The sequence below is a fragment of the Nocardia sp. NPDC055165 genome (genome assembly GCF_053606985.1).
In genome coordinates, this window is the sequence record NZ_JBSGSS010000005.1 from 201,633 (window position 1) to 227,568 (window position 25,936).

At 67.5% G+C, this 25,936-nt stretch carries 22 protein-coding genes; 8 read left to right on the top strand and 14 right to left on the bottom strand.

The window, feature by feature from the left end; all coding sequences use genetic code 11:
* Positions 1-3: 3 nt before the first annotated feature.
* The 3 genes from cydB to ACWFRF_RS12885 form a co-directional block, all read right to left on the bottom strand.
* The gene (cydB, locus tag ACWFRF_RS12875; protein WP_452450066.1) at positions 4-1,032 is read right to left on the bottom strand and encodes a cytochrome d ubiquinol oxidase subunit II; all 1,029 of its coding nucleotides are present in this window, start codon (positions 1,030-1,032) and stop codon (positions 4-6) included.
* Positions 1,033-1,041: 9 nt separating this feature from the next.
* Positions 1,042-2,496 carry a cytochrome ubiquinol oxidase subunit I gene (locus tag ACWFRF_RS12880; protein WP_378990578.1) on the bottom strand — a complete coding sequence of 485 codons (1,455 nt, stop codon included), beginning with the start codon at positions 2,494-2,496 and terminating at the stop codon, positions 1,042-1,044.
* A gap of 135 nt (positions 2,497-2,631) precedes the next feature.
* On the bottom strand, positions 2,632-3,537 hold the full coding sequence (locus ACWFRF_RS12885) for an aminodeoxychorismate lyase (RefSeq protein ID WP_378631794.1): 906 nt from the start codon (positions 3,535-3,537) through the stop codon (positions 2,632-2,634).
* A 122-nt stretch (positions 3,538-3,659) separates the two neighbouring features.
* Between ACWFRF_RS12885 and ygfZ the strand changes: the two genes are divergently transcribed.
* The 4 genes from ygfZ (at position 3,660) to ACWFRF_RS12905 (ending at position 6,849) form a co-directional block, all read left to right on the top strand.
* Complete coding sequence (gene ygfZ, locus ACWFRF_RS12890; RefSeq protein WP_387446338.1) at positions 3,660-4,763, top strand: CAF17-like 4Fe-4S cluster assembly/insertion protein YgfZ; 1,104 nt, start codon at positions 3,660-3,662, stop codon at positions 4,761-4,763.
* Between the two features lie 11 nt (positions 4,764-4,774).
* Positions 4,775-5,440, top strand: a complete 666-nt coding sequence (locus tag ACWFRF_RS12895) for an MOSC domain-containing protein (protein WP_452450069.1) — start codon at positions 4,775-4,777, stop codon at positions 5,438-5,440.
* A gap of 55 nt (positions 5,441-5,495) precedes the next feature.
* Positions 5,496-6,446, top strand: a complete 951-nt coding sequence (locus tag ACWFRF_RS12900) for an asparaginase (protein WP_379295554.1) — start codon at positions 5,496-5,498, stop codon at positions 6,444-6,446.
* Between the two features lie 175 nt (positions 6,447-6,621).
* On the top strand, positions 6,622-6,849 hold the full coding sequence (locus tag ACWFRF_RS12905; protein ID WP_301904780.1) for a DUF3073 domain-containing protein: 228 nt from the start codon (positions 6,622-6,624) through the stop codon (positions 6,847-6,849).
* A 290-nt stretch (positions 6,850-7,139) separates the two neighbouring features.
* Here ACWFRF_RS12905 and purM read toward each other — a convergent pair whose 3' ends face one another.
* The 6 genes from purM to purF all read right to left on the bottom strand — a co-directional run bounded on the left by purM (position 7,140) and on the right by purF (position 15,475).
* Positions 7,140-8,219 (bottom strand): phosphoribosylformylglycinamidine cyclo-ligase, encoded by a 1,080-nt coding sequence (gene purM, locus ACWFRF_RS12910; RefSeq protein WP_101464588.1) that lies wholly within the window; start codon positions 8,217-8,219, stop codon positions 7,140-7,142.
* 88 nt (positions 8,220-8,307) lie between these two features.
* Complete coding sequence (locus ACWFRF_RS12915) at positions 8,308-9,972, bottom strand: ABC transporter ATP-binding protein (RefSeq protein WP_378990583.1); 1,665 nt, start codon at positions 9,970-9,972, stop codon at positions 8,308-8,310.
* Positions 9,965-10,915 carry an ABC transporter permease gene (locus ACWFRF_RS12920; protein WP_378990584.1) on the bottom strand — a complete coding sequence of 317 codons (951 nt, stop codon included), beginning with the start codon at positions 10,913-10,915 and terminating at the stop codon, positions 9,965-9,967. Before ACWFRF_RS12920 ends, ACWFRF_RS12915 begins: the two co-directional genes overlap by 8 nt.
* Positions 10,915-11,955, bottom strand: a complete 1,041-nt coding sequence (locus ACWFRF_RS12925) for an ABC transporter permease (RefSeq protein ID WP_358070928.1) — start codon at positions 11,953-11,955, stop codon at positions 10,915-10,917. Before ACWFRF_RS12925 ends, ACWFRF_RS12920 begins: the two co-directional genes overlap by 1 nt.
* A 53-nt stretch (positions 11,956-12,008) precedes the next feature.
* Positions 12,009-13,595, bottom strand: coding sequence for an ABC transporter substrate-binding protein (locus ACWFRF_RS12930; protein WP_452450072.1), 1,587 nt, complete (start codon positions 13,593-13,595; stop codon positions 12,009-12,011).
* A gap of 299 nt (positions 13,596-13,894) precedes the next feature.
* The gene (gene purF, locus ACWFRF_RS12935; protein ID WP_378631779.1) at positions 13,895-15,475 is read right to left on the bottom strand and encodes an amidophosphoribosyltransferase; all 1,581 of its coding nucleotides are present in this window, start codon (positions 15,473-15,475) and stop codon (positions 13,895-13,897) included.
* A gap of 298 nt (positions 15,476-15,773) precedes the next feature.
* Here purF and ACWFRF_RS12940 point away from each other — a divergent pair, with 298 nt between their 5' ends.
* A complete protein-coding gene (locus ACWFRF_RS12940; protein ID WP_379311936.1) occupies positions 15,774-17,039 on the top strand; it encodes a YhgE/Pip domain-containing protein in 1,266 nt (421 codons plus the stop codon).
* Positions 17,040-17,058: 19 nt separating this feature from the next.
* Here ACWFRF_RS12940 and ACWFRF_RS12945 read toward each other — a convergent pair whose 3' ends face one another.
* Positions 17,059-17,472, bottom strand: coding sequence for a sterol carrier family protein (locus ACWFRF_RS12945; RefSeq protein WP_387446336.1), 414 nt, complete (start codon positions 17,470-17,472; stop codon positions 17,059-17,061).
* A 91-nt stretch (positions 17,473-17,563) separates the two neighbouring features.
* Between ACWFRF_RS12945 and ACWFRF_RS12950 the strand changes: the two genes are divergently transcribed.
* Both ACWFRF_RS12950 and ACWFRF_RS12955 read left to right on the top strand, forming a co-directional pair.
* On the top strand, positions 17,564-18,064 hold the full coding sequence (locus ACWFRF_RS12950; protein WP_378990588.1) for a hypothetical protein: 501 nt from the start codon (positions 17,564-17,566) through the stop codon (positions 18,062-18,064).
* A gap of 82 nt (positions 18,065-18,146) precedes the next feature.
* On the top strand, positions 18,147-19,013 hold the full coding sequence (locus ACWFRF_RS12955) for an alpha/beta fold hydrolase (RefSeq protein WP_452450075.1): 867 nt from the start codon (positions 18,147-18,149) through the stop codon (positions 19,011-19,013).
* 6 nt (positions 19,014-19,019) lie between these two features.
* On the opposite strand, the gene ACWFRF_RS12960 is transcribed toward ACWFRF_RS12955, so the two are convergent.
* Entirely contained in the window at positions 19,020-19,649 is a 630-nt protein-coding gene (locus ACWFRF_RS12960; protein ID WP_452450077.1) for a CPBP family intramembrane glutamic endopeptidase, read from the bottom strand.
* Positions 19,646-21,376, bottom strand: coding sequence for an alpha/beta hydrolase (locus tag ACWFRF_RS12965; protein WP_452450078.1), 1,731 nt, complete (start codon positions 21,374-21,376; stop codon positions 19,646-19,648). Before ACWFRF_RS12965 ends, ACWFRF_RS12960 begins: the two co-directional genes overlap by 4 nt.
* A gap of 128 nt (positions 21,377-21,504) precedes the next feature.
* On the opposite strand from ACWFRF_RS12965, the gene ACWFRF_RS12970 reads away from it, so the two are divergent.
* Entirely contained in the window at positions 21,505-21,792 is a 288-nt protein-coding gene (locus ACWFRF_RS12970; protein ID WP_056818759.1) for a YiaA/YiaB family inner membrane protein, read from the top strand.
* A gap of 46 nt (positions 21,793-21,838) precedes the next feature.
* On the opposite strand, the gene ACWFRF_RS12975 is transcribed toward ACWFRF_RS12970, so the two are convergent.
* Together ACWFRF_RS12975 and purL are read right to left on the bottom strand one after the other, a co-directional pair.
* A complete protein-coding gene (locus ACWFRF_RS12975; protein ID WP_452450080.1) occupies positions 21,839-23,608 on the bottom strand; it encodes an alpha/beta hydrolase in 1,770 nt (589 codons plus the stop codon).
* 21 nt (positions 23,609-23,629) lie between these two features.
* Complete coding sequence (gene purL, locus ACWFRF_RS12980) at positions 23,630-25,924, bottom strand: phosphoribosylformylglycinamidine synthase subunit PurL (protein WP_452450082.1); 2,295 nt, start codon at positions 25,922-25,924, stop codon at positions 23,630-23,632.
* Positions 25,925-25,936: the final 12 nt, after the last annotated feature.

The window sequence follows — 25,936 nt, forward strand, 5'->3', positions numbered from 1 at the left end:
CTGTCAGCCCTTACCGCTGCGCGGCAGACCCACCGGCGGCGGAATCTGTTCCACCCGAATCCGCTGCCGGAAAACCCAATAGGTCCACCCCTGATAAATCAACACCACCGGCGTAGCGAGCAACGCCGCCCAGCTCATCACCTTCAACGTATACGGCGACGAGGACGCATTGTGGATGGTGAGGTCGTAGAGCGGGCTGATGGTCGACGGCAGCACATTCGGATACATCGACCCGATGATCAGCACCGTCGCCGAGACCACACCGAGCGTCGTGCCGACAAAGGCCCAGCCGTCACGCCCCGCGAAATTCGCCACCGCGGCTAGCGCGAGCCCGAGCACGGCGGTCACCAGCACGATCCAGGTCCACCCGGCGCCGTAGGCGAGCTGCGTCCACAGCCCGAATCCGCCGACCACCACCGCGGTGGGAATCAGCAGCAACCTGGCCATCCGCAAGGCATCGGTGCGAACCTCGCCCGCTGTCTTGAGCACCAGGAACACCGCACCGTGCAGCGCGAAGAGAACCGCGGTGGTCAGCCCACCGAGTAACGCGTACGGGCTGAGCAGATCCGCGACCGAACCGACGATCTGCCTGTCCGCGTTCAACGGCACGCCCCGCACCATATTCGCGAACACCCAGCCCCAGACCAGTGCCGGAATCCACGACCCGATCCCGATTCCGGTATCACACCAGGCCCGCCATGTCGGATCGTTGATCTTGCCCCGGTATTCGATCGCGCACACCCGCAGAATCAAAGCGACGAGCAGGAGCAGCAGCGCCAGATAGAACCCGGAGAACATGCTGGCGTACCACTCGGGAAACGCCGCGAACAGGGCACCGGCGGCGGTGATCAGCCACACCTCGTTGCCGTCCCAGACCGGGCCGATCGTATTGAGCACGACGCGCCTGCGGGTATCGGACCCCTTGCCGAGAATCGGCATCAGCATGCCGACACCGAAGTCGAATCCCTCGAGCACGAAGTAGCCGGTGAACAGCACACCGATCAGGAGGAACCAGAACTGTTGCAGATCCATCGTCGGCTCCTAGTACGCGAAGGAAAGTTGGGGAGTGTCCGTGCTGTCCGAACTCTCGGCGTGCACGTGGGTGTCCGGCCCGGCGACGACATACCGTCGCATCAGGTAGAACCACACCACCGCGAGCGCACCGTAGAGCAGCGTGAACACCGCCAGCGAGAACATCACGGTCCCGGCCGAGTGTTCGGAGACCGCCTGCTGCACCGTCATTCGAATATTCGGATCGCCGGTCGGATTGGGCACCACCGCCCACGGCTGACGGCCCATCTCGGTGAACACCCAGCCCGCGCTGTTGGCCAGGAACGGTGTGGGGATCGCGAGCAGGCTCAGCCAGGAGAACCATCGCTGATCCGGCACCCGGCCACCGCGCGTCACCCAGAACCCGGCCAACAGCAGCAGCACCGACCCGCCTGCCAGCCCGATCATGGCGCGGAAGGACCAGTAGGTGACGAACAGGTTGGGCCGGTAGTCCCCTGGCCCGTACGCGACGTTGTAGGTCTTCTGCAGATCCACCACACCGTCGAGCGTCACCCCGCTGAATTCGCCCTTGGCGAGATAGGGCAGCACATAGGGCACCTCGAGCACGTGGATCACACCGTCGCAATTGTTGTGCGTGCCCACGGTGAGAACGGAGAAATCGGGGTCGGTCGCCGTGTGGCACAACGATTCCGCCGAAGCCATTTTCATCGGCTGCTGTTCGAACATCAGCTTGCCTTGAATATCGCCGGTGAAGATCAAGGCGACGCCGGAGAGCGCCACCACCACGAGGGCGAATCGCCCTACCGGCCGCCACATCGTCCGCGCCTCTTCGCGTTTCACCGCATCGCCGCTGCGCGCGTTGCGCACCATCCACCAGCCGGCGATACCCGCCACGAAAGTGCCCGCGGTGAGAAACGCGCCCGCGACCACATGCGGGAACGCGGCCAATGTCGTGTTGTTGGTCAGCAGCGCCGCAATGCTTTCCAGCTCAGCGCGTCCGGTCTCGGGGTTGTACCGGGCTCCCACCGGATGCTGCATGAACGAATTGGCGGCGATGATGAAATACGCCGACGCGTTCACCCCGATGGCGACGATCCAGATGGTCGCCAAATGCACCAGCTTGGGCAACCGGGTCCACCCGAAGATCCACAACCCGATGAACGTCGACTCCATGAAGAAGGCGATCAGCGCTTCCAGCGCCAGCGGCGCACCGAAGACGTCGCCGATGAAGCGGGAGTACTCGCTCCAGTTCATCCCGAACTGGAATTCCTGCACGATGCCCGTCGCGACGCCGAGGGCGAAGTTGATCAGGAACAGCTTGCCGAAGAATTTGGTCAGCCGGTACCAGCGTTCGTTGCCGGTGATCACCCACGCGGTCTGCATCATCGCGATCAGCGGCGCGAGTCCGATGGTCAGCGGAACGAACAGAAAGTGGTAGACGGTCGTGATCCCGAACTGCCACCGGGAGACATCAAGGGTGTCCATCCGACCTCCACCGATCTACTACGACGACTTGTAGTAGATCGTACGCCCGGAATCACCCCGTTCGAGCGTGACAACCGCCACGGCCCGCGGAAACCCTTCCCGCAGGGGCACGCCCACCCGTGCCCCACACACGGATCACCAGTCTCCGATGGTCCCCGGCCGGTCGATCCCGAGGTCGACCATGTCGATGATCTCCTGAGCGTTGTCGGGCGCCGACAAGCGAATGCCGTCGAGCTGGTTCACTCGAGCGGCGAGGGTGATGCTCGACAGCAGCCAGATGCTGTCACAGTCGAAAAGGTCCGCGGTGAACAGTGTCTGGTACTTGCACTCCCAGCCGGACTTCTCCGCCACGTTGAACAGCGCACGCTGCGTGACGCCGGGCAGGACGCCGCTCTTGGCGGGCACGGTGATCAGCTGCTTGCCGCGAGCGATCACCACCGTCGAGCGCGGGCCCTCAAGGACCTTGTGTTCGGTGCTGTGGAAGATCACGTCCTCGGCGCCCATCCGCCGCGCGAACCGCAGCGCGGCCATGTTGGTCGCGTACGACAGCGTCTTCGCGCCGAGCAGCTGCCACGGCGCCGCCTGCGCGAGGTCGACCGAGATGCCGCGCGCCAGCGACATCACCTTCACGCCCTCGGCGCGCGCCGTCGCGACCCGCGCGGGTACCGGGGAGACGAGCACATACGCGGTGGGTTGCGGATCCTCCGGTGCCAGCTCCGAGCGCGGCGCGTCGAATTCCGAGTCGCGGCCGCGCGTGTAGATCAGCCGCAACATTCCTTCCTCTTCCGAGCCCCATTCCTTCACGGCCAGTTCCACCGCGGTGCGCCACCTCGACAGGCCCGGCTCCGGCAGTTCCAGTGCCTGCGCCGAGCGGCGCAGCCGCGCCAGGTGGAATTCCAGCGCGGTGGCCGTGCCGCCGCGCACCAAAATCGTTTCGAATACGCCATCGCCGCGAAGTGCGCCGATGTCGTCGGCATACAGCGACGGCACGTTCGCGTCAGCGACCGTCCCGTCGAGTGTCACAAGAACCCGTTCTCCCATGCGCCGAGCGTAGGCGTTATCGCTCTGTTATGCCTATGGCTGCTCCGAATCGAGCTCGCGACGCGCGCCACGAAGACGACCACGTGCGGCGCGTGTCGGCAGACGCGCCTACAGTGGGTGTCGTGTCACAGGTCGTCTCCCCCAGTCCTGTTCTCCATACTCCGGGTGCCGTCGCGGGTGCACCCGATACCCCGGACGCCGCGGTCGCCTGGCATTACGGTGATCCGTTCGGTGAGCAGAAGGCCGCCGCGGAGCGGGTCGCGGTCGTGGATCGCTCCCATCGCAGCGTCGCCACGATCACCGGCGCCGAGCGCCTGAGCTGGCTGCACACCATCACCAGTCAGCACATCGCCGCGCTACCCGACGGGCACAGCGCCGAGACTCTCGACCTCGATCTCAACGGCCGGGTACTCAATCACTTCGTTCTCACCGACCTCGACGGCACCCTGTGGCTCGATACCGAGGCCGACCGCGGCGCCGAGCTGCTGGCGTTCCTCCAGAAGATGGTCTTCTGGGCCGACGCCAAGCCCGAGGACGCGCCGGATCACGCGGTGCTGAGCCTGCTGGGCCCGCGAGTGGACACGCTGCTCGATGCTCTCGGCATCGCGCAACTGCCAGAGATCTACGGAGCGGTCGCGCTGCCCGGTGGTGGATTCCTGCGGCGGATGCCGAACTCCTTCGATCTGATCGTGCCCCGGGCCGAGCTCTCGGCCTGGTGGACCAAGCTCACCCAAGGCGGTGCCGCACCGGCGGGTATGTGGGCCTACGAGGCGCTGCGCGTGGCGTCGCTGAGGCCGCGCATCGGCGTCGACACCGACGAACGCACCATCCCGCACGAGGCCCGCTGGATCGGCGGCATCGACGAGCACGGGGCCGTCCACCTCAACAAAGGGTGCTACCGCGGCCAGGAAACCGTGGCCAGGGTCCACAACCTCGGCAAGCCCCCGCGCAATCTGGTGCTGCTGCACCTCGACGGGTCGGCCGACGAGCGCCCGGCCACCGGTGACGACGTGACCGCGGGCGGCCGCACCGTCGGCCGCCTCGGCACCGTCGTCGACCACTACGAACTCGGCCCGATCGCCCTGGCTCTGATCAAGCGTTCGGTCCCCGCGGGCACCGAACTGGTGGTCGGCAGCATGGCCGCGGCCATCGACCCCGACTCGGTCCCCGCCGACGACACCGAGCAGGCGGGGCGCGCCGCCGTCAACCGGTTGCGCGGGCGATGAACCGTCCGGTCATGCGCGTCGGCGATACCGGCCGCGTCGAGGCCGTGTGCGTTGTCCACGCCGAGATCGAGGTGCGCACCCGTGTCGGTCGCACGGCCATCGACAAGCGTCCGGTCGACGGCCGGGTAGCGGTGGCCGCCCTCGGTCTGCACGGTGACCACGTCTGCGACACCGCCCACCACGGCGGCATCGACCAGGCTGTCTACGCCTATGCCGACGAAGACGCCCGCCGCTGGGCGAGCGAACTCGACCGCGAACTGCCCGCGGGCTGGTTCGGCGAGAACCTGCGCCTGACCGGCCTGCCGGTCAGCGACGCGGTGCTCGGCGCGCACTGGGCGATCGGCGACACCCTGCTCGAGGTCAGCGCGCCCCGGGTGCCCTGCGCGACCTTCCAGCAGTGGTCGGGCGAGCAGCGGTGGGTGAAACGGTTCGCGCTGCGATCCGATACCGGCGCCTACTTCCGGGTGCTCACCGAGGGCACGATCGGCGCGGGCGACGAAGTCCGCGTCGTCCACGTTCCCGAACACGGCATCACCGTGCGCGATCTGTTCACCGGCGCCGACCCCGTGCGCCTGGAACGCCTGCGCGCGGAAGAGACGACCATCTCCGCCGACGTTCGCATGCAGATCGACCGCCACACCCGAACCCGAACCGTCGCCGTGGAGGTCGAGGCATGAGCGGTCAGCGCCCGGAGGCGGCAGCGCGCGTAACCACATGCCCGAGGGAGACAGCATGAGTGTCGAACTGGTCGAAGTCGTCCGATCCGGCTTCCGTGAGTGCGTGCACCGCGGATCCGTCGTCATCCTCGACGCCTTCGGCACCCCCACCCTCGAACTCGGTGAGATCCACGGCCCGATCTTCCCGCGCTCCACCAACAAGCCGATGCAGGCACTGGCCCTGCTGCGCAACGGTTTCGATCCCGTCGACGACGACGAACTCGCCATCGCCACCGCCTCCCACTTCGGTGAACCCGACCACATCGCCCTCGTCCGCCGCCTGCTCGACCGCTTCGGCTGCACCGCCGACGACCTCGCCTGCCCACCCGACCTGCCCTTCGAGGAGAAGGCCCGCGCCGCCGCGATCACCGGCGCGGGCCCGAGCCCGCTGTACATGAACTGTTCCGGCAAACACGCCGCGATGTTGGCGACCTGTGCGATCAACGATTGGCCGCGCACCGGATACCTCGAGATCGAGCACCCGTTGCAGCAAGCGGTCCTGGCCACCGTCGCCGACGTCACCGGCGAACCGGAGACCGATCTGGGCATCGACGGCTGCGGCCTGCCGATCGTGCCCGTCTCGCTGATCAACCTCGCGCGCGCCTTCGCCGGCTTCACCACGGCCGAGTCCGGCACCGCGCCGCGCCGGATCGCCGATGCCGTTCGGGCGAATCCACGAGTGATTTCCGGCACGAGCGGCCCGGATCTGCTGGCCATGTCGGCGACCCCTGGACTGTTCTGCAAGATCGGCGCCGACGGTGTGCACGCGGGCGCGCTACCCGACGGAAGGGCCTTCGCGTACAAGATCGAAGACGGTCACGATCGGGCCCGGATGCCTCTGACGCTGGCGATTCTGCGCGAACTCGGCGTCGAGTGGACCGATCAGCACACTCAGCTCGCGGCCACCGCGGTGTTCGGCGGCGACGCCAGAGTCGGTGTGATCCGCGCGATTCCGGGAGTCATCTGAGACCGGGCGGTCTGGGCGAAGAAGGGGCAAACCGGGGCGCTTCGACAGGTCTTCACCCACTCCTGGGAGCGCGACGCTCTGACACACGCTAAAGTGTCTGTCAGGAAGAGTATTAATTCGAACGGGGCCGCCAACAAACCCCAGGCCGCCCCGCAGTGACGCGAGGGGGTCAGCCATGGGCCGTGGCCGGGCTAAGGCAAAGCAGACCAAAGTCGCACGTGAGCTCAAGTACAGCTCCGCGCCGACCGACTTCGCGAGCCTTCAGCGCGAGCTGTCGGATAGCGATGCTCCGCCCTACTCCCAACCGAGGAGTAGTGCAGTGCTGTCCGATGAGCATGATGCGGACGAGTCGCCGTCTCGTTGGAACGACGAGGACGACGGCTACGACAGCTGGCGCCGCTGACCTGACAGCGACGAAGGGGGAGGCCGACCGGCCTCCCCCTTCCAGCCGTTCTCAGGTGAGTGACGACAGGCTCGCAGTAGCAGTTACGGCGAATACCTGAATACGCGGCGAGCGTCCTGTGCGATGCACAGGACGCTCGTCGTGTTCGTCGCCTCGAGGCCCCGACCACCCCGAGCCGACGGGCAAAACCCTCCGGGTATGGGTTAACCACTCAGTGGCCGGAACAAACCCTGAACGCACCGAGAGCCGGGTCGCGACCATCGCGACCCGGCTCTCGTGCGTAGCGGAGATCAGAACCTGGGGTGATCGCCCAGCAGCACCGCACGCGGCGCTTCGACATCGGCGGCCTTCTTGACCTGACCCAGCGTCCAGCAGTCGATGTGGCGGGCCGTGAGCACCGCCAGCGCACGGTCAGCGTCCTCGGGCGCCACGATCGCGACCATGCCGACGCCCATGTTGAACGTCTTCTCCATCTCGATCCGCTCGACGCGGCCGCGCTGAGCGATCATCTTGAACACCGGCGCAGGGTTCCAGGTGCCACGATCCAGCTCGGCCACCAGACCTGCGGGCAGGACCCGAGCCAGGTTGGCGGCCAGGCCACCACCGGTGACGTGCGAGAAGGTGCGCACGTCGGTTTCGGCGATCAGCGCGAGGCAGTCCTTGGCGTAGATGCGGGTCGGCTCGAGCAGTTCCTCACCGAGGGTGCGGCCGAACTCCTCGACGTACCCGGTGAGCGACATCCGATCGATGTCGAGCAGCACCTTGCGCGCCAGGCTGTAGCCGTTGGAGTGCAGGCCCGAGGAGCCCATCGCGATCACGACGTCGCCGGGACGCACCCGGTCGGGGCCGAGGACCGCGTCGGCCTCGACGACGCCGACGCCGGTGGCGGACAGGTCGTAGTCATCGGGATCCATCAGACCCGGGTGCTCGGCGGTCTCGCCGCCGAGCAGCGCGCAACCGGCCTTGATGCAGCCCTCGGCGATGCCGGAGACCAGCTCGGCGACCTTCTCCGGGATGACCTTGCCGATGGCGATGTAGTCCTGCAGGAACAGCGGCTCGGCGCCACACACCACCAGGTCGTCGACGACCATGGCGACCAGGTCGAGGCCGACGGTGTCGTGCTTGTCGAGGGCCTGGGCGACGGCGATCTTGGTGCCGACACCGTCGGTGGAGGCGGCCAGCAGCGGCTCCCGGTATCCGCCCTTGAGCGCGAACAGCCCGGCGAAGCCACCGATACCGCCCTGCACCTCGGGTCGGCTGGCCTTCCTGGCCAATGGTCCGAACAATTCGACGGCGCGGTCACCGGCTTCGATGCTCACGCCCGCCGCAGCGTAGGAAGCGCCTGCACCGCTGGGTGTCTGTTCAGTCATTGTGGGGGAAAGCTCCAAACCGAATCGGCGGATAGATGCCTAGTAACTCTATGTGATCCGCCAGTCCAGGTGTCGTGCGGCTCCTACCTCATTGTTCCAGTTCGGTGGCGAATGTGGCGGCGATCTCGGCGCGACGCCGCCGCTGTTCGACCGGGTCGGGGACCGGAACGGCGGCAACGAGGCGGCGGGTGTACTCGTGCTGCGGGTTGCGCAGGATCTGTTCGTTGTCGCCTTCCTCGACGCAAGATCCCTCGCGCAGGACCATGATCCGGTCCGCGAGCTGGTCGACGACGGCGAGGTCGTGGCTGATGAACAGACACGCCCAACCGCAACCACGCTGCAACTCGGCGAACAGCTCGAGTACCGCCGCTTGCACCGACACATCGAGCGCGCTGGTGGGCTCGTCGGCCACGAGCAGATCGGGGTCGAGCACGAGCGCGCGCGCCAGACTCGCCCGCTGACGCTGCCCGCCGGACAGTTCGTGCGGGTACCGGTTCTCGGTGCCCGCGGGCAGCTGCACGTCGTCGAGCATGTGCCTGACCCGCGCGCGGATGCTCGCCTTGTCACCGATGCCGTGCACGACCAGGGGCTCGGCGACGCATTCGCCGACGGTCAGGCGGGGGTTGAGGGATCCGGCCGGGTCCTGGAACACGAACCCGAACCGCCGCCGGATCGGCCGCAGCTTGCGCTGGGACAGATCCGCGATGTCCTGCCCGCGAATCAGCACGTGCCCCTCGCTCGGCCGTTGCAACGCGGCCACGCAGCGCCCGATGGTCGACTTGCCCGACCCCGACTCGCCGACCAGCCCCAGGGTCTCCCCCGGCCTGATCTGCAAGCTGACGCCGTCGACGGCCCGGAAGGCGGGCCGGCCGAACGGCCCGGGGAACGTGACGACCAGATCCTTCACATCGAGCACGGGCTCGACGGTCCGGTCGATCACGGGCCGCTCGATGGTCGCCGCACCGAGATGCGGAACGGCATCGAGCAGTGCCTTGGTGTAGTCGGCCTTCGGGCTGGCGAACAGCTCGTGCACCGGCGCCTGCTCGACCACCTCGCCCGCGCGCATCACCACCACCCGATCGGCGAGGTCGGCCACCACACCCATGTTGTGGGTGATCAGCACGATCGCGCTGCCGAGCCGATCGCGCAGATCGCGCAGCAGTTCCAGGATCTCGGCCTGCACGGTGACATCGAGCGCGGTGGTCGGCTCGTCGGCGATGATCACCTTCGGCTCACACGAGATGGCGATCGCGATCATCACGCGCTGTTTCTGCCCGCCGGAGAGCTGGTGCGGGTAGTAGTCGACGCGATGCTCGGGATCGGGCAGCCCGACCAGGCGCAACAGGTCGATCGCCTTGGCCTTGGCGGCTTTTCGGCCCATCCCGCTGTGCGCGCGCAGCGCTTCACAGATCTGGAAACCGACGGTGAACAGCGGGTCCAGCGCACGCGCCGGTTCCTGGAACACCATCGACACCTCGCCGCCGCGCAGTGCGGTGAGCTGACGTTCGGTCATCGAGGTGACCGGCCGGTCGCCGATGGTCACCAGCCCGCGCACCGACGCCGAATGCGGCAGCAGTCCGATGGCGGTGCGCGAACTCACCGATTTACCCGACCCGGACTCGCCGACGATGGCGAGCACCTCACCGGGGAACACCTCGTAGGACACGTTGCGTACCGCGTTCACGGGCCCGCTGTCGGTCGAGAAAGTGACCGACAACCCCGAAACAGCCAGTGCGGCGGTCTTTTCACTCATCGACTGTTTCCTTGTCTGCCGAGGTGACCGCACGCCGGGTGCGCAGCAGCGGGTTCAGCGTTTCGTCGAGGCTCTCGCCGACCAGCGTCATCCCGAGCACCACCAGCACGATCGCGGTGCCGGGGAAGATCGAGGTCCACCAGATGCCGTTGGAGACATCGTTGAGCGCCTTGTTCAGGTCGTAGCCCCACTCGGCGGCCTGGGTGGGTTCGATGCCGAACCCGAGGAAGCCGAGCGCGGCGAGGGTGAGGATGGCGTCGGCGGCATTGATCGTGACGATCACCGGCAGCGAGCCGGTGACGTTGGACAGGATGTGGCGGAACATGATTCGCGTCGTCGACGCCCCGGTCACCCGGGCGGCGTCCACGTACGGCTCGGTCTTCACCGCGACCGTCGCGTTGCGCACCACCCGGAAGTACTGCGGCACATAGACAACCGTGATCGCGATGGCCGCCGACAGCATGCCGCCGAGACTGCTCGACGTGCCGCCCGCGACGACGATCGAGACCACGATCGCCAGCAGCAGCGACGGGAACGCGTAGATGGCGTCCATGATCAGCACCAGCGTCTTGTCCACCCAGCGCCCCACGAACCCCGACAGCAGCCCCAGCGGCACGCCGATCAGCAGCGACAGCGTCACCGAGATCGCGATCACCAGCAGCGCGGTGCGCGCGCCGAACAGCACCCGCGAGAGCACGTCCTCGCTGCGCACCGAGGTACCGAACCAGTGCTCGGCCGAGGGACCTTGCTGCGGCACGAAAGCCACTCCGTCAGCGGAGTTCTGGGCCAGCCCGTAGGGCGCGAGCAACGGCGCGAACGCCGCCACGAACACGAACACACCGACCAGCACCAAGCCGGTGATGAGGGTGACCCGTTGCAGCCCCGAGGTTTTCGACAACAGTTCGGCGCCGGGCAGACGCCGGCGTTTCACAGCGGTAGTCATCAGAACCTCACCCTCGGGTCGATCAGCGCGACGATGGCGTCGACGACGAAGCTCATCACCGCGACCACCAGCGCGATGAACGCCACGATGCCCTGCACCGCGATGAAGTCGCGCGCCCGCAGATACTCGGCGAGCTGATAGCCCAGGCCTTTCCATTCGAACGTGGTCTCGGTGAGCACCGCACCGCCGAGCATCATCGCGATGCACATGCCCATCACCGTGATGATCGGGATCAGCGCGTTGCGCACCGCGTGCCTGCCGGTGACCACCCGCGTGGACAATCCGCGCGCCCGCGCCGCCTCGACGAAATCGCTGCGCAGCGTCTGGATCAGGTTCACCCGCACCAGCCGCAGGAAGATGCCGCCGGTGAGCAGCCCCAGGGCCACCGCGGGCAGCACCGCGTGTTCGAGCACGTCGAGCACATAGGACGGTTCGCCGTAGAGGATCGAATCGATGATCAGGATGTTCGTCTTCGGCGAGACATGTTGCAGCGCGAGCTCTACGTCGGTGCTGGCCCGGCCGCCGACCGGGAACCAGCCCAGCCATACCGAGAAGATCAGCTTGAGCAGCATGCCCACGAAGAACACCGGTGCCGCGTAGGCCAGCACCGCGGAGAACCGCAGGAACGCGTCCGAGGGCGTATCCCGGTGTGTCGCGGCGTATCTGCCCAGCGGAACACCCACCGCGAACGCCACGAGCAGACCCCAGAAGACCAGTTCGAAGGTGGCGGCACCGTAGGTGATCACCACATCGCTGATCGCCTGGTTGTCCTGGGTCCGTCCGAAGTCACCGTGCAGGAAGCCGGTGATGTACTCCCAATACTGCGTCAGGATAGGGCGATTGAGTCCTGCGGCTTCCTTGCGGTCTTCGATCTGGTCCTGGGTCAGCCGACCACCCATGGCCGCGCTGATCGGGTCACCGATCACCCGCATCAGGAAGAACACCACTGTCACCAGCAACCACGCGGTCGGCAGAATCAGCAACAGCCGAATCAGCAGGTACCGCAGCAAAGCCACCTGGCGGGAACCCCCGCCGCGCATCCACCCGAAACGCCGCGCCCGGATCGGTGATCCGGGCGCAGCAGCAACGTCACTCACTTGCTCAGAACCGTGAACCGGAACTTGAAGGAGCCGTCGAGGGTCTGATCGACACCGTCGACGCCCGGCTTCGACACCGCGACCTGCTTACCCGAGAGCAGCGGCAGGGTCGGCAGGAAGTTCTGCGCCAGATCGGTCTGGATCTTCTTCAGCAACTCGGCCCGCTTGGTGGGGTCGCCCTCGGTGGTCTCGGCGGTGAGCTGGGCATTGATGCCGGGGTTCTCGAAGTGCGACTGCAGGAAGTTGTTCGGGCCGAAGAACGGCGTCAGGTAGTTGTCGGCGTCCGGGAAGTCCGGGAACCAGCCGAACTGGTACATCGGGTAACCGTCGGAGGCGCGCTCCTTCTGGTAGGTCACCCACTCGGTGGACTGCAGGTTCACCTTGAACAGACCCGAGGCCTCCAGCTGCGACTTGACCGCCGCGTACTCCTCCGAGGAGCTCGACCCGTAGTGATCGGGGTTGTACTGCAGGTTCAGCGTCACCGGGGTGGTCACGCCCGCGTCGGCGAGGAACTTCGCGGCCGCGGCCTTGTCCGGCTTGGCGCCGTAGAGGTCCTTGAGCGGCTCGGCCGCACCCGCCATGCCGGCGGGCACGTAGCCGAAGGCGGGCTGATAGGTGCCCTTGTAGACACCGTTGGCCAGTGCCTCGCGGTCGACGGAGGACGCGAAGGCTTTGCGTACGGCCAGCTTCTGCTCCGGGGTGTTGCCCGGCATGGTGTTCATGTTGAACACCACGTAGCGCAGCTCGCCGCCGGGGCCGTCGGTGACCTTCACCTTGGAATCGGCCCGCAGGGAGTCGATGTCGGTGGGGGTGAACGAGCGGTAGCCGACGTCGATGGCGCCGTTCTGCAGGTCCAGCTTCAGGTTGTCGGAGGTGGCGTAGTACTTGGTCGACACCGTCTTGGTCTTCGGTGTGCCGAGGATGCCCTGGTAATCGGGGTTGGCCTGGTACTCGACGAGCTTGTTCTTGTCGTAGCTCGAGATCGTGTACGGGCCGGAGTAGCCCTTGGCCTTGACGACCTCGTCGTCGGTGGCCACCTTGTCGGCCGGGAACACCGCCTCGTCGACGATGGGGCCCGCCTGGGTCGGCAGGATGGTCGGGAAGGTCTGATCGTTGGCGACCTTCAGCGTGAATGCGACGGTGAGATCGTCGACCACATCGGTCTTCTCGAGATTGCCGAGCAGCGACGCGGGACCGTGCGGATCGTTGATCTTCACCATCCGGTCGAAGGAGAACTTCACGCTCTTCGCGGTCAGCGGGTTACCGCTGGCGAATTTCAGCCCGGACTTGATCTTGCAGGTGTACACAGTGGGAGTGGTGAATTCGCACTTTTCCGCCGCGTCGGGCTTGGGCGTGGTATCGCCCGGTGCGAAGTTCAGCAGATACGAATAGATCTGGTTCTCCACCAGCAACGAACCGTTGTCGTATGCCGCGGCCGGGTCGAGCGAGAAGATCTTGTCGGTGGTACCGACGACCAGGCCCGCACCGGAGCCCGCCTCATCGGTGCGGCCGGAGCCACAACCGGCCAGCGCGGCGGCGACAGCGGCGGTAATACCCACTGCGGCAATTTGTTTCGCGCGCATACTTCGTGCCTTGTTCAACATCAGGTCCCATTCTCGAACGCCGCGCAGCCGTCGCACCCGGATCACAGGGGCGACGACTACATGGTGAGCTAGCGATATATCGAGGGACCGTACAGGTGAACCATTACCGCCCAGTTTCAAATGGTCCGAATTATTGCCGCCATGTTATGAACTAATCTTACGAAATTGCCGGTTACCGGAATTACTCTCGTACACAACACAAAAGGGGCCGATCAGGTTTATCCTGTCCGGCCCCTCTGGTGCGGCGTAGTGCGACGTGTCTTTACCGCCGACACGTGTTATGGACGGCTCAGTGCATCCACGTTGGCGTTCTCACCGAGCAGCTTCGACTCGGCCTTGCCCGAGAGCATCCCCTCGAGCACGTTCTTGCCGATGGCGGCCTCCGGCGGCAGTTCGATCGGGTAGTCGCCGGTGAAGCAGGCGGTGCACAGGCGCGAGCGCGGCTGCTCGGTGGCGGCGATCATGCCCTCGGTGGAGACGTAGCCGAGAGTGTCGGCGCCGATGGAGCGACGCACGTTCTCGACCATGTCGGCGTAGCTGTCGTCGGCGCCGGTGCCGTTGGCGATCAGCTCCGCGCGCGAGGCGAAGTCGATGCCGTAGAAGCAGGGCCACTTCACCGGCGGCGACGCGATGCGCACGTGGATCTCGAGCGCACCGGCCTCGCGCAGCATGCGGATCAGCGCACGCTGGGTGTTGCCGCGCACGATGGAGTCGTCGACGACGATGAGTCGCTTGCCCCGGATCACTTCGCGCAGCGGGTTGAGCTTGAGGCGGATGCCGAGCTGACGGATCGTCTGGCTGGGCTGGATGAAGGTACGGCCCACATAGGCGTTCTTCATCAGGCCCTGGCCGTACGGAATGCCGGAGCCCTGGGCGTAACCCACCGCGGCGGGCGTGCCCGACTCGGGCACCGGGATCACCAGGTCGGCCTCGACCGGATGCTCCTTGGCCAGCTTGCGGCCGATCTCCACGCGGGTGGAGTGCACCGAGCGACCGGCGATCGTGGTGTCGGGGCGCGCCAGGTACACGTACTCGAAGACGCAACCCTTGGGCTCGGGATTGGCGAAGCGCATGGAGCGCACGCCCTCGGAGTCGATGGCCAGCAGCTCGCCCGGCTCGATCTCACGGACGAACGCGGCGCCGACGATGTCGAGCGCGGCGGTCTCGGACGCGACGACCCAGCCACGGTCGAGCCTGCCCAGCACCAGCGGGCGCACGCCGTGCGGGTCACGCGCGGCGTAGAGGGTGTGCTCGTCCATGAAGGTGAGGCAGAACGCGCCGCGCAGCTGCGGCAGCAGCTCCATCGCGGCGGCCTCGATGCTGGAGTCCGCCGAGGCGTGGGCCAGCAGCGCGGTGACGATGTCGGAGTCGGAGGTGGCGCCGGTCATCTGCGGGCGGCCATCGATCACACCGGCGCCGATCAGGCCGAGTTCGCGTGCGCGACCGGCCAATTCGGCGGTGTTCACCAGGTTGCCGTTGTGGCCCAGAGCGAGGCCGGAGCCGACGGAGGTGGTGCGGAAGATCGGCTGCGCGTTCTCCCAGGTGACGCCACCGGTGGTGGAGTAGCGACAGTGCCCGACGGCGATATGCCCCGGCATTGCCGCGAGCGTCTGCTCGTCGAAGACCTGGGAGACCAGGCCGAGATCCTTGAAGACCAGGATCTGGGAGCCGTCGGAAACGGCGATTCCGGCCGCCTCCTGCCCGCGATGCTGCAGGGCGTACAGGCCGTAGTAGGTGAGCTTCGCCACGTCTTCGTCGGGAGCCCAGACGCCGAAGACGCCACACTCCTCGCGAGGGTCGTGTTCGATCTCGTCGGGGGTATTGGGCGTGGGGACGATCGTGGGATCGACGTCGGTCACCGTTTGCTCCCTGTTCGGGCGGGCTGGGGGCACTAGTCAGTCTACGGGTCATCCGCAGCGGGTAGTACGCGCGCTCGCATCCCGGCAGCAATCCACTGGTCACGAACCCGCCGATCGGCCACACAGAGCTGTTACGGTGCGCATCGTGACGACGGACGACAGTGCACACGTTGCAGCCGGTGGAACCGGGTCGCATAGCGACAACACCGGTGCGGAGCCGATTGATTCCGACCAGAAACCTCTCGGCGAAGCGACGTTCGCCACACCGAACTTGAATCGGCGTCACTGGGCTCGCATCGTGCTCGCGCCGACCGCGGTCTTGACCGTGCTCACCGCACTGCTCGGCTTCATGTACCTCGGCTATATCGCCGACCCGGAGAAGAATCTGCACGACTTCCCGATCGCGCTCGTCGATTCCGACGTCGGCGATGTCATGGGCTCGGGCGATCAGCGCAAGCAGGTCGATTTCGGCAAGCAGATCGCGGATGCGCTCGTCGCGGGCGTGCCCGCCGATCAGATCGACTTGCGCGTCGTCGGAAAATCGGAGGCCGAGCAGTTGCTGCGCACCGGACAGGTGTATGGCGCGATCATCATCCCCGGCGATTTCAGCAAACGCCTGGGCATTCTCGGCACGGGCAGCATCGTGCCCGGCGAGATGGAACGGCCGATCATCACCCTGCAGACCAACCCGCGCATGGGCGCCTACGGCGTCGGGATCGTGCAGCGCATCGGCGACCGGGCGCTGTCGGAGGTCGACAAGCAGGTCGGGCTCCAACTGACCGAGCAGGTACGGGCGACCCTGGCCGAAACACCGGCGGGCGCACCGCCGCCGCAGGTGTCCGGCGCGGCCATGATCACCCTCGAGAGCCCGATCGATGTGGTCGCGCAGGAATTCCGCCCGCTGCCGAGCGGCACCGGGATCGGTCTGACGGCGTTCTTCTTCTCCCTGCTCCTGCTGCTGGCCGGGATGGTCGGGGCGATGGTGATCCACACGATGGTCGATTCCCAGCTCGGCTTCATGCCCACCGAATACGGCCCCTGGTCCGTGCACTATCCGCCGACCCCGATCTCGCGCTTTCACACCCTGCTCATCAAGTGGGGGGTTTCGGCGCTGGTCGCGGTGATCGTTTCGCTGGTGTTCCTGCTGGTGGCGAAGGTGGTGGGCATGCCGGTCGACAATCCGCTCGCCCTGTTCCTGTTCTCGGTGCTCGCCATGATCGCGGTCGGCTGGACCGCGCTGATGACGCTGGCCGCCCTGGGCACCGCGGGTCTGCTGGTGAACCTGACCCTGTTCGTCATCCTCGGTCTGCCGTCCTCCGGCGGTACCGTCCCGATCGAGGCGACGCCGACCTATCTCGCGTGGCTCGCCGAATTCGAGCCGATGCACCAGGTGTTCCTCGGTGTCCGCTCGATCCTGTACTTCGACGCCAGCTATGCGGCGGGTCTCGACCGCGGCATCTGGATGTCGCTGCTCGGCATCGCGATCGCCGTCGTCCTCGGCACGATCATCACCCGCTACTACGACTACAAGGGCCTGCACCGCAAGCACACCGCGGCCGCGTGAGCCGGCGACCCGGTTGCCGCTACTCGGCAGCCGGGTCGTCCCGCGCGGGCAACGGCACGATCGGCAGCCACCCCGCGATCTCCCCCGCCCTTGTCCCCGAGGCGCTCACCACCCCCGCCCGCACCGCGTCGTCGAATCCGAGCAGCCCGGTAGCCAGCAACAACCAGGTCCGCGCATCCGTCTCCACCACATTCGGCGGATTCCCCCGGGTATGCCGAGGCCCCTCGATGCATTGCACGGCCACGAACGGCGGCACCCGCACCTCCACCGAATGCCCCGGCGCACTCCCCGCCAGGGCCCGCGCCGTCCCCTTCACCGCGGCCCCCAACTCCCCCCGCCCCGGCACCGGCAACGCCGGATCCCGCAACCACTCCCCCACACCCAGCACAGCCGCCCGCACCTGCGCGGGGTCGACCACATTCCGTCCAGCCATACCGCGAGACGCTACCGACGTTCACCGACATTCCGGTCACCCGAGCCGACTCCGTGACCCGAACGTCGAACACCCGCTAGCGTGACTTCCGATGAGACGCGCGACAGCCTTGATCTCGATCCCCGCGGCGGCGCTGATCGCCGCCTGCCAGACGCCCGACGACACCACCCCGCCCGATCCGCCACAGACCGTGCTGGCGTGCCAGGGCAAATACGTGACCGGCCCACAAACGATCGCCGGATTCGACCTCTCGAAATTCATGCAGCGCACCCGCCTGCCACCGGATGTCCGCATAGCCGCGGGAAGATCGGCCGTCTCGCCCGAGCGACCGGGCTCGGTCGACTTGTACCTCGACCTCTGCCTGCCGGGCACCGCGACGATGAACGACCTCCTCCCGGTCGCCACCGACCTGGCTCACGAGCTCAAGGCCGACGAACTCGGCTCCCGCACAGACACATTGACCATCGCCTGCGTGTGCGCCCACCTCCCTGGCCGGACCGAAGTGCGCGACGAGGACTTCCTCGAGCACCCGTGGAACGGCACACCGTCCCGCGACGCCGAGTACCTGACCTGGACCAGGTCCGACAGCTGAAACAGGGGCTCACGGCAGCCTCCCGACGGCCGATCGAACGCCCGACGGCGCCGATCGGCGGGGCTCGTCGTACATTCGTCCTATGAGTGTCACCGATCCCCTCGAGCCGACAACGCTGCGATTGCGCGCTGCCGACGGGCTCACCCTGGTCGCGGACAGCTTCGGCGCCGAAGGCGGCCCGTTGGTCGTGATGCTGCACGGCGGCGGACAGAACCGGCATTCGTGGAAGCGGACGGGACGGGCGCTGGCCGCGGCGGGGATGCGAGTTGTCGCCGTCGACGCGCGGGGACACGGGGACAGCGATTGGTCACCGGAGGCGGACTACTCCAGGACCGTGATGGTGGCCGACCTGCACACCGTGCTCGAACAGCTCGGTGCGACGCGGGACGCGGGCGCTGTGGTGGTCGGGGCCAGCATGGGCGGGATCACCGGGCTGCTCGCCACCGCGACGCCGGGTGGCAGCGCGATCCGCGCACTCGTGCTGGTCGACATCGTGCCCCGCTCGGAGTCCACGGGCGTGGCGCGCGTGATGGACTTCCTCGGCAGGCACCGCGACGGTTTCGACACCCTCGACCAGGTGGCCGACGCGGTCGCCGCCTACCTGCCGCACCGCCCGCGTCCCGACAACGCCGACGGTCTCCTGCGCAACCTGCGTCAGCGGGACGGCCGCTGGTACTGGCACTGGGACCCGGACCTGATCAGCGACGTCAACGACGACCCGGAAGCCCGCATCGTCGAGATGGAAGCCGCCGCCGAGGCGCTCACCATCCCGGTCCTGCTGATCCGCGGCGGCAAGTCCGACGTGGTCAGCGACGAGGGCGCCGCGGCATTCCTGGCGCTCACACCGCACGCCCGCCTGGCCGAGATCAGCGCCGCGGCCCACACCGCCGCGGGCGACGACAACGACGCCTTCACCGAGGCCGTCGCCGATTTCGTCGCGACTGCCTGAGCGGGGTTACCGCCGCAGCCCGTCCACCCACCGAGCGGCGGCGGGCGCGAGCGCTCCGCCGGCATTGATCGCCAGATGCAGGAGCGCGGGCGCGGTGGCGCTACCCGACCGGCGCCGGAGTTCGGTGAAAACGAGACCGGCGAGGGTGGTGGCCAGCACCGTGGGGACAACCGGATCGCCCGCGACCCGTGCCGGTCGGATGTGCCAGAGGCCGAAATCGAGGGCGCTGATCACGGGTGCGAGCGACCCGGCGCTCTCGGCGAGCACCGGGTCGAGGGTTCCGCGGAAGACGGCTTCCTCGGCCAGGACCGTGCCCACGGGGATGTGCAGGCCGATCCATTCGAGGGTCGATGTCTCCGGTGCGCGGACAGCGATCTCGAGCGGGAGCCGTCGCAGGGACGGGATCGACAGGGCGACGGCGTAGCCGGCGACGACGACGGCCGCACTGCCGAAACCCCAGCGGAAGCCACTGGGCGACAACCAGTTCGGGTTACCCCGAAAGAGTTTCGTGTAGCCCGTCGCGAAAGCGATGTTCGCCGCGGTGCGGCCCCGCAGCGCAAGATCGAGAGCGGGGAGAACCCGGTTGCCCCACAGCAGCGGAAGGGCCAGCGCGGCAACGGCTTCGAGCCTTCTCACTTCACCTCCCGCTCGTAGGTTTCCGCCGATTCCAGTGCGACACGGATGCTTTCGACGACATCACCGTTCAACCCCGGCGGCGCCGCGACGGCCAACCACCCGTCCAGCACCAAACTCCCGTACCGGTGCCCGTGCCCGTCGACCACCCCCTGCGCGTTGGTGAGATCGGCCGTGACCTGCCAGAACGTCACGAACGGCGCCCACCGCATCTGTGTCGACACATCGGGACCGCGCGGTTCGCTCAACCAATCCGGCCGGGTGAAGATCAGATCGGCCGACCACCACACGATCGGGTCGGACGGATGTTGCAGATAGGCGATGCGGGGTTCGCGCCACGGCTCGGCGCGATCGAGATCTGTCGCGTCATCGGCGAATCGGACGACGAGCCCGTCCGCGTACACCGGCGCCACCGCGGGCGTCCCCGGATCGCGGCGGTCGACGAACTGCCGCCACAACCGATTCGAATTCGGCGGCCCCACCCACAACGCGCCGTCGACCTCCTCGCGAAGATCGGCCAGCCCGTCGAACGCCTCCTCCGACCCCTGCGAACCCAGACTCTCCCCGTAGACGAACAGCTTGGGCCGATGCCCCTCCGGCTGGGCCGACCACCGCTCGTACACCGCGTCGAACAGCTCCCGGCTGGCCGCGGCCGCCTTGTCCCGGTCCGACAGGAACGAGAGCACGCTGGGCAGATACGAGAACTGGGTCGCCACGATCGCCGTATCCCCGCCGTAGAGGTATTCCACGGCGCCCGCGGCCATCCCGTTGACCCACCCGGTCCCGGTCGTCGTGACCACCACCATCGCCTCGCGTTCGAAGGCTTCGGTCCGCTCCAGTTCGGCGACGGCCAGCTGCGCGGCGGTCTGGTCCCGAGTCACCGACTCCAACCCCACATAGGCCCGGATGGGTTCGCGCGCGGTCTTTCCCGTCACCTCGGTGATCGCGGCGGCACTCGGCCCGTTCGACACGAACCACCGCCCCTCGAACCCGAGCGACTGCCACGGCGCCAGCGATCCCGGACTCCCCGAACGCTCCGGCGCGATCGGCTGCACCGCGTACGGCGTGGCCCGATCGTTGCGCACGCTGAACGCCGAGTTGGCCACCGCGAAGAACGCCCGCGAGGCGACGCCGTTGAAGATCGTCACCGCGAGCACGACCAGCACCAGCAACCCGGCGGCGGGCGCCACTTCGCGCGGCACCCGCACCCACCGATTGAGCTGGCGAGCCAGGCCGAGCACCATGACGCGCACCGTCCGATACGCGGCCACCACCGCCACCCCGACGGCCATGCTGAGCAGTCCGGTCCGCAGATAGGCAGGCGTGGTGGTGCCCGCCATCCCCATCAGCGAGGTGATCTCGCGCTGCCACCGCGCCGACTGCACCAGCATCAGCGCCGCCACCAGCGCACACCCCACCAGCACGGTCGCCTTGATCGCGTATCGCAACCGATCGGACGGGCTCGGAATCGGAATCCGCGACCGCACCCACCGCCGGAACAACCACTCGAGCACACATCCGAGCCCGTAACCGATCGCGGCGTTGATCCCGCTGATCAGCCCCTGGAACAGCCAGTCACGCGGCACCAGTGAAGGGGTCACCGACAGCCCGAAGAACAGCGTTGCCAGCACCAATCCGACGTAATTCAGATCGACGACGACCTCGACGCGCCGCAAGACCACGGCGCCGCGCGCACGCAGCATCGCGGTAGTCGAAGCGCGCTCGGTCACCGCCCCAGTATGGCGGCCGGTACCGACAATCACCGGATTTGTGACTGCGGAGCCGCTCACAAACTACGTACCGCACTCGAGTAGTTGTACGCGCGATCGCGACACCGAGGATCAGCACACTGAGAGCCATGAGCACAAACACCAAGCCGAAGAACACCTCGGCCTACATGGCCCAGGCCGCGATCGCGTTCGCTGTGAGCCTGTTCGGGACCGGCGCCGGAATCGCGTACCTGCCGCTGGACGGCTGGCAGCGCGCGTTCCTGGCGATGTCGGGCCTGTTCCTGGTGACCAGCTGCTTCACCCTCGCCAAGGTCGTGCGCGACCAGCAGGAGACTCAGTCACTGATCGGGCGGATCGACGAGGCGCGGCTGGAACAGCTGATCGCCGAACACAATCCGTTCAAATCGGTGTCGTGAGCCGAGCCGGGCGGCGCCGATCGAGGGGTTCGGCGCCCCCGGTTCGTCACTTCAACTGACGCTCGGTGGCCATGGATTCTTCGAGGAACACCCGAATCCGGGCAGCCAATTCCGGTGTGTAGTCCGATGGTTGGGCCACTGCGGCCCACGCGTCGGGCACCAGGTTGCCGTAGTTGTGACCGTGCCCGTCCGATACCGTCTGCGCGCGCGGCAGATCCGCGGCGACCTGCCAGAACGTGACGATCGGATACCACGACATGGCCGGCGACACATCGGGTCCGCGCTTCTCCCGCAACCAATCCGGCTGACTGAACAGCAGATCCGGCGACCACCACACCACCGGGTCGGAAGCGTGTTGCAGGTAGGTGATGCGCGGGTCGTTCCAGGTCGGCGTCGGCCGGGCCAGCTGATCGGCGGCGGCGGCGAACCGCACCGACATCCCGTCGGCATAGATCGGGGTGATCTCTTCGGTGCCGGGGTCACGTCTGGTCACGAACTCCGACCACAGCCGGTTCGAGTTGGGCGGTCCCACCCACAGCACGCCGTCGGTGCGATTGCGGATGTCGGCCAGACCGGAGAACGCACCCTCCGACCCCTGCGAACCGAGACTCTCGCCGTAGACCAGCAGCTTGGGTCTGGCGTCTTCGGGCAGCGCCGACCAGCGTTCGTACACCTTGTCGAACAGCGTGCGCCCCATGGTCATCGACTTGTCCCGGTCGGACAGGAACGACAGCGCGCTGGGCAGATACGAGTACTGCGTCGCCACCAGCGCGGTGTCGCCGCCGAACATCAACTCGATCGCCTCGGCACTGACGGTATCGACCCAGCCGGTGCCGGTGGTGCTGATCACCACCAGCACTTCGCGTTCGAAGGCCTTGGTGCGGTCGAGTTCGGCGATGGCCACGTCGGTCTGCGCCTCGACCCCGTCCGCGGATTCCAGCCCCGCGTAGACCCGAATCGGTTCGCGCGCGGGCTTTCCGGTGACCTGCCCGATCGCGAGAGCGGTCGGCGCGTTCGCCACGAACCATCGGCCCTCCGAACCCAGCGTGTCCCACTTGGCCAGCGACTCAGGGCTGCCGGAGCGTTCGGGCAGCGTCGGCTGGACCGCGTTCGGTGAGGTGTGACTGTTGCGCGCGCTGAACGCCGAATTGGCGACGGCGAAAAAGCCTTTCGCCAGCACACCGTTGAACAGCAGCACCGCGGCCACCAGCACGACGATCACCCCGAGCGGCCGGGCGAACGCCGCCGGAATCCGCACCCACTGGTTCAGCGCCCGCGTCACCGCGCGCACCAATCGCACCACCAGGCGCGAGATCCAGATCAGCAGTCCGACCACCACCGCGCCGACCAGCACCGTCCGCGGATACCCCGCGTCGGACACCGGCTCCATCCCCATCAGATCGGTGATCTGCCGCTGCCACTTCGAGGACTGGATGCTCATCAGCACCGCGAAGATCAGGCACGCCGTCACGATCGCGCTCTGCAGCGCCACCACCAGCCAGCTCGGCCGCCGAGACCATGCCGTGCGCACCTGCTCGGGCCAGGTGATCCGCGGCGCCACCCATTTGCACCAGGCCCACGCCAGCAAGCAACCGAGCCCATAGCCGATCGTCGCGTTGATGCCGCTGACCAGCCCCTGGAAGAACCAGTCACGCGGCAGCAGCGAGGGTGTCAGCGACAACCCGAAGAACAACGTCGCCACGATCAGGCCGGCGTAGTTGGGATGAAAAAACCTCTCCACCAGGTGAATTACCCTGATGAAGAGGTTCTCGCGAACGGCCGGTGGAGAAGCCGAGCTCGTATCCTCAGTGGTCACAAGCTCGACTCCTCTGTCCGATCAGGCGGTGTGCGCTCCGAACAGCTTAGGCAGCGTGCCTTCGAATGCCTCGCGCAATTCGGCGAGTGTCACGGAGAACTGCCCCTGCACCTCGACCGAATCCGAGCCCTGGTCGACCACGCCGATGCGCACCCACGGCAGCTGCCGCGCGTCACACATCTTGGTGAACCGGGTCTCCTCCGAACGCGGCACGGCGACGAGCACCCGTCCGGCCGACTCGGAGAACAGCTGCACGAACGGGTCAGAGCCCTCGGGGAGCACGATGCGGCAACCGGTTTCGCCTGCCAGCGCCGCTTCGATGACGGTCTGTGCCAGGCCACCCTCGGACAGGTCGTGCGCGGCGGAGATCATGCCGTCGCGCGAACCCGAGGTGAGCACCTCCGAGAGCAGCTGCTCGCGGGCGAAGTCGACGCGCGGCGGCACGCCACCGAGGTGGTCGTGGGTGACCTGCGACCAGATCGAGCCGTCCAGCTCGTCGTGGGTCTCGCCGAGCAGGATCAGCGACTCGCCCGGCTCGAGGCCGAGGCCGGTCGGGATGCGGCGGTGCACATCGTCGATCACGCCGAGCACGCCGACCACCGGGGTGGGCAGGATGGCGTCCTTACCGGTCTGGTTGTAGAAGCTCACGTTGCCGCCGGTCACCGGAATGCCCAGTGCCGCACAACCATCCGCGAGGCCGCGCACGGCCTGCTGGAACTGCCACATCACGCCCGGATCCTCCGGCGAACCGAAGTTCAGGCAGTTGGTGACGGCCTTGGGGGTGGCGCCGGTGGTGGCGACGTTGCGGAACGCCTCGGCCAGCGCCAGCTGCGCGCCGGTGTACGGGTCGAGCTTGGTGTAGCGGCCCGACGCGTCGGTGGCCAGGGCGATGCCGCGGCCCGAGGACTCGTCGATGCGGACGACGCCCGCGTCGGCGTGCTCGGCCAGCACGGTGTTGCCGCGCACGTAACGGTCGTACTGCTCGGTGATCCACTTGCGGCTGCACAGCTGCGGGCTGGCGATCATCGTGAGCAAGGTCTCGCGCAGCTCGTCGCCGGTCTTGGGCCGGGTCAGGGTGGCGGTGGTGTCGGCGATCAGCGCGTCCTGGGTGTCGGGGCGCTGCACGGGACGCTCGTACACCGGGCCCTCGTGGGCGACGGTGCGCGGCGGCACGTCCACCACGGTCTCGCCGTGCCAGGTGATGACGAGGTGGTCGCCGTCGGTGACCTCACCGATGTCGGTGGCCAGCACGTCCCACTTCTTGCAGACGGCCATGAACGCTTCCACGTTCTCCGGCGTGACGACCGCGCACATGCGCTCCTGCGATTCGCTCGACAGGATCTCGGCGGGGGTCATGTGCGCGGCGCGCAGCGGGACCTTGGTCAGGTCGATGTGCATGCCGCCGTCGCCCGCCGCGGCGAGTTCGGACGTGGCGCAGGACAGACCGGCGCCGCCGAGGTCCTGGATGCCGACGACCAGCCCGGCCGCGTACAGGTCGAGACAGCACTCGATGAGTACCTTCTCGGTGAACGGGTCGCCCACCTGCACGGCGGGCAGCTTCTTGCGGCCGGTGCCGGACTCGTCACCGGAGAAGGAGTCCGAGGCGAGCACGGACACGCCGCCGATGCCGTCGAGGCCGGTCCGCGCGCCGAACAGGATGATCCGGTTGCCGTTGCCCGAGGCGAAGGCCAGGTGCAGGTCTTCCACGCGCATCGCGCCCGCGCACAGCGCGTTCACGAGGGGGTTGCCCTGGTAGGAGGCGTCGAACACGGTCTCGCCGCCGACATTGGGCAGGCCGAGCGAGTTGCCGTAGCCGCCGACACCGCGCACCACGCCGTCGACCACGCGACGGGTGTCGGGGGCGTCCGCCGCACCGAAGCGCAGCTGGTCCATCACCGCGATCGGGCGCGCGCCCATGGCCATGATGTCGCGCACGATGCCGCCGACGCCGGTGGCCGCGCCCTGGTAGGGCTCCACGTAGGAGGGGTGGTTGTGGCTTTCCACCTTGAAGGTGACGGCCCAGCCGTCGCCGATGTCGACCACGCCGGCGTTCTCGCCGATCCCGGCCAGCATCGAGGCCTTCATCTCGTCGGTGGTGGTTTCACCGAAGTAGCGAAGATGCACCTTGGAGGACTTGTAGGAGCAGTGCTCGCTCCACATCACCGAGTACATCGCCAGCTCGGCATCGGTGGGCCGACGGCCCAGAATCTCCTTGATGCGGGCGTACTCGTCGTCTTTGAGACCGAGTTCCTTGTACGGCTGCGGAGCATCCGGGGTGGCTGCGGCGGTAGCGACGGTGTCGACCTGCAGTGTCACGGGAGACCAGGG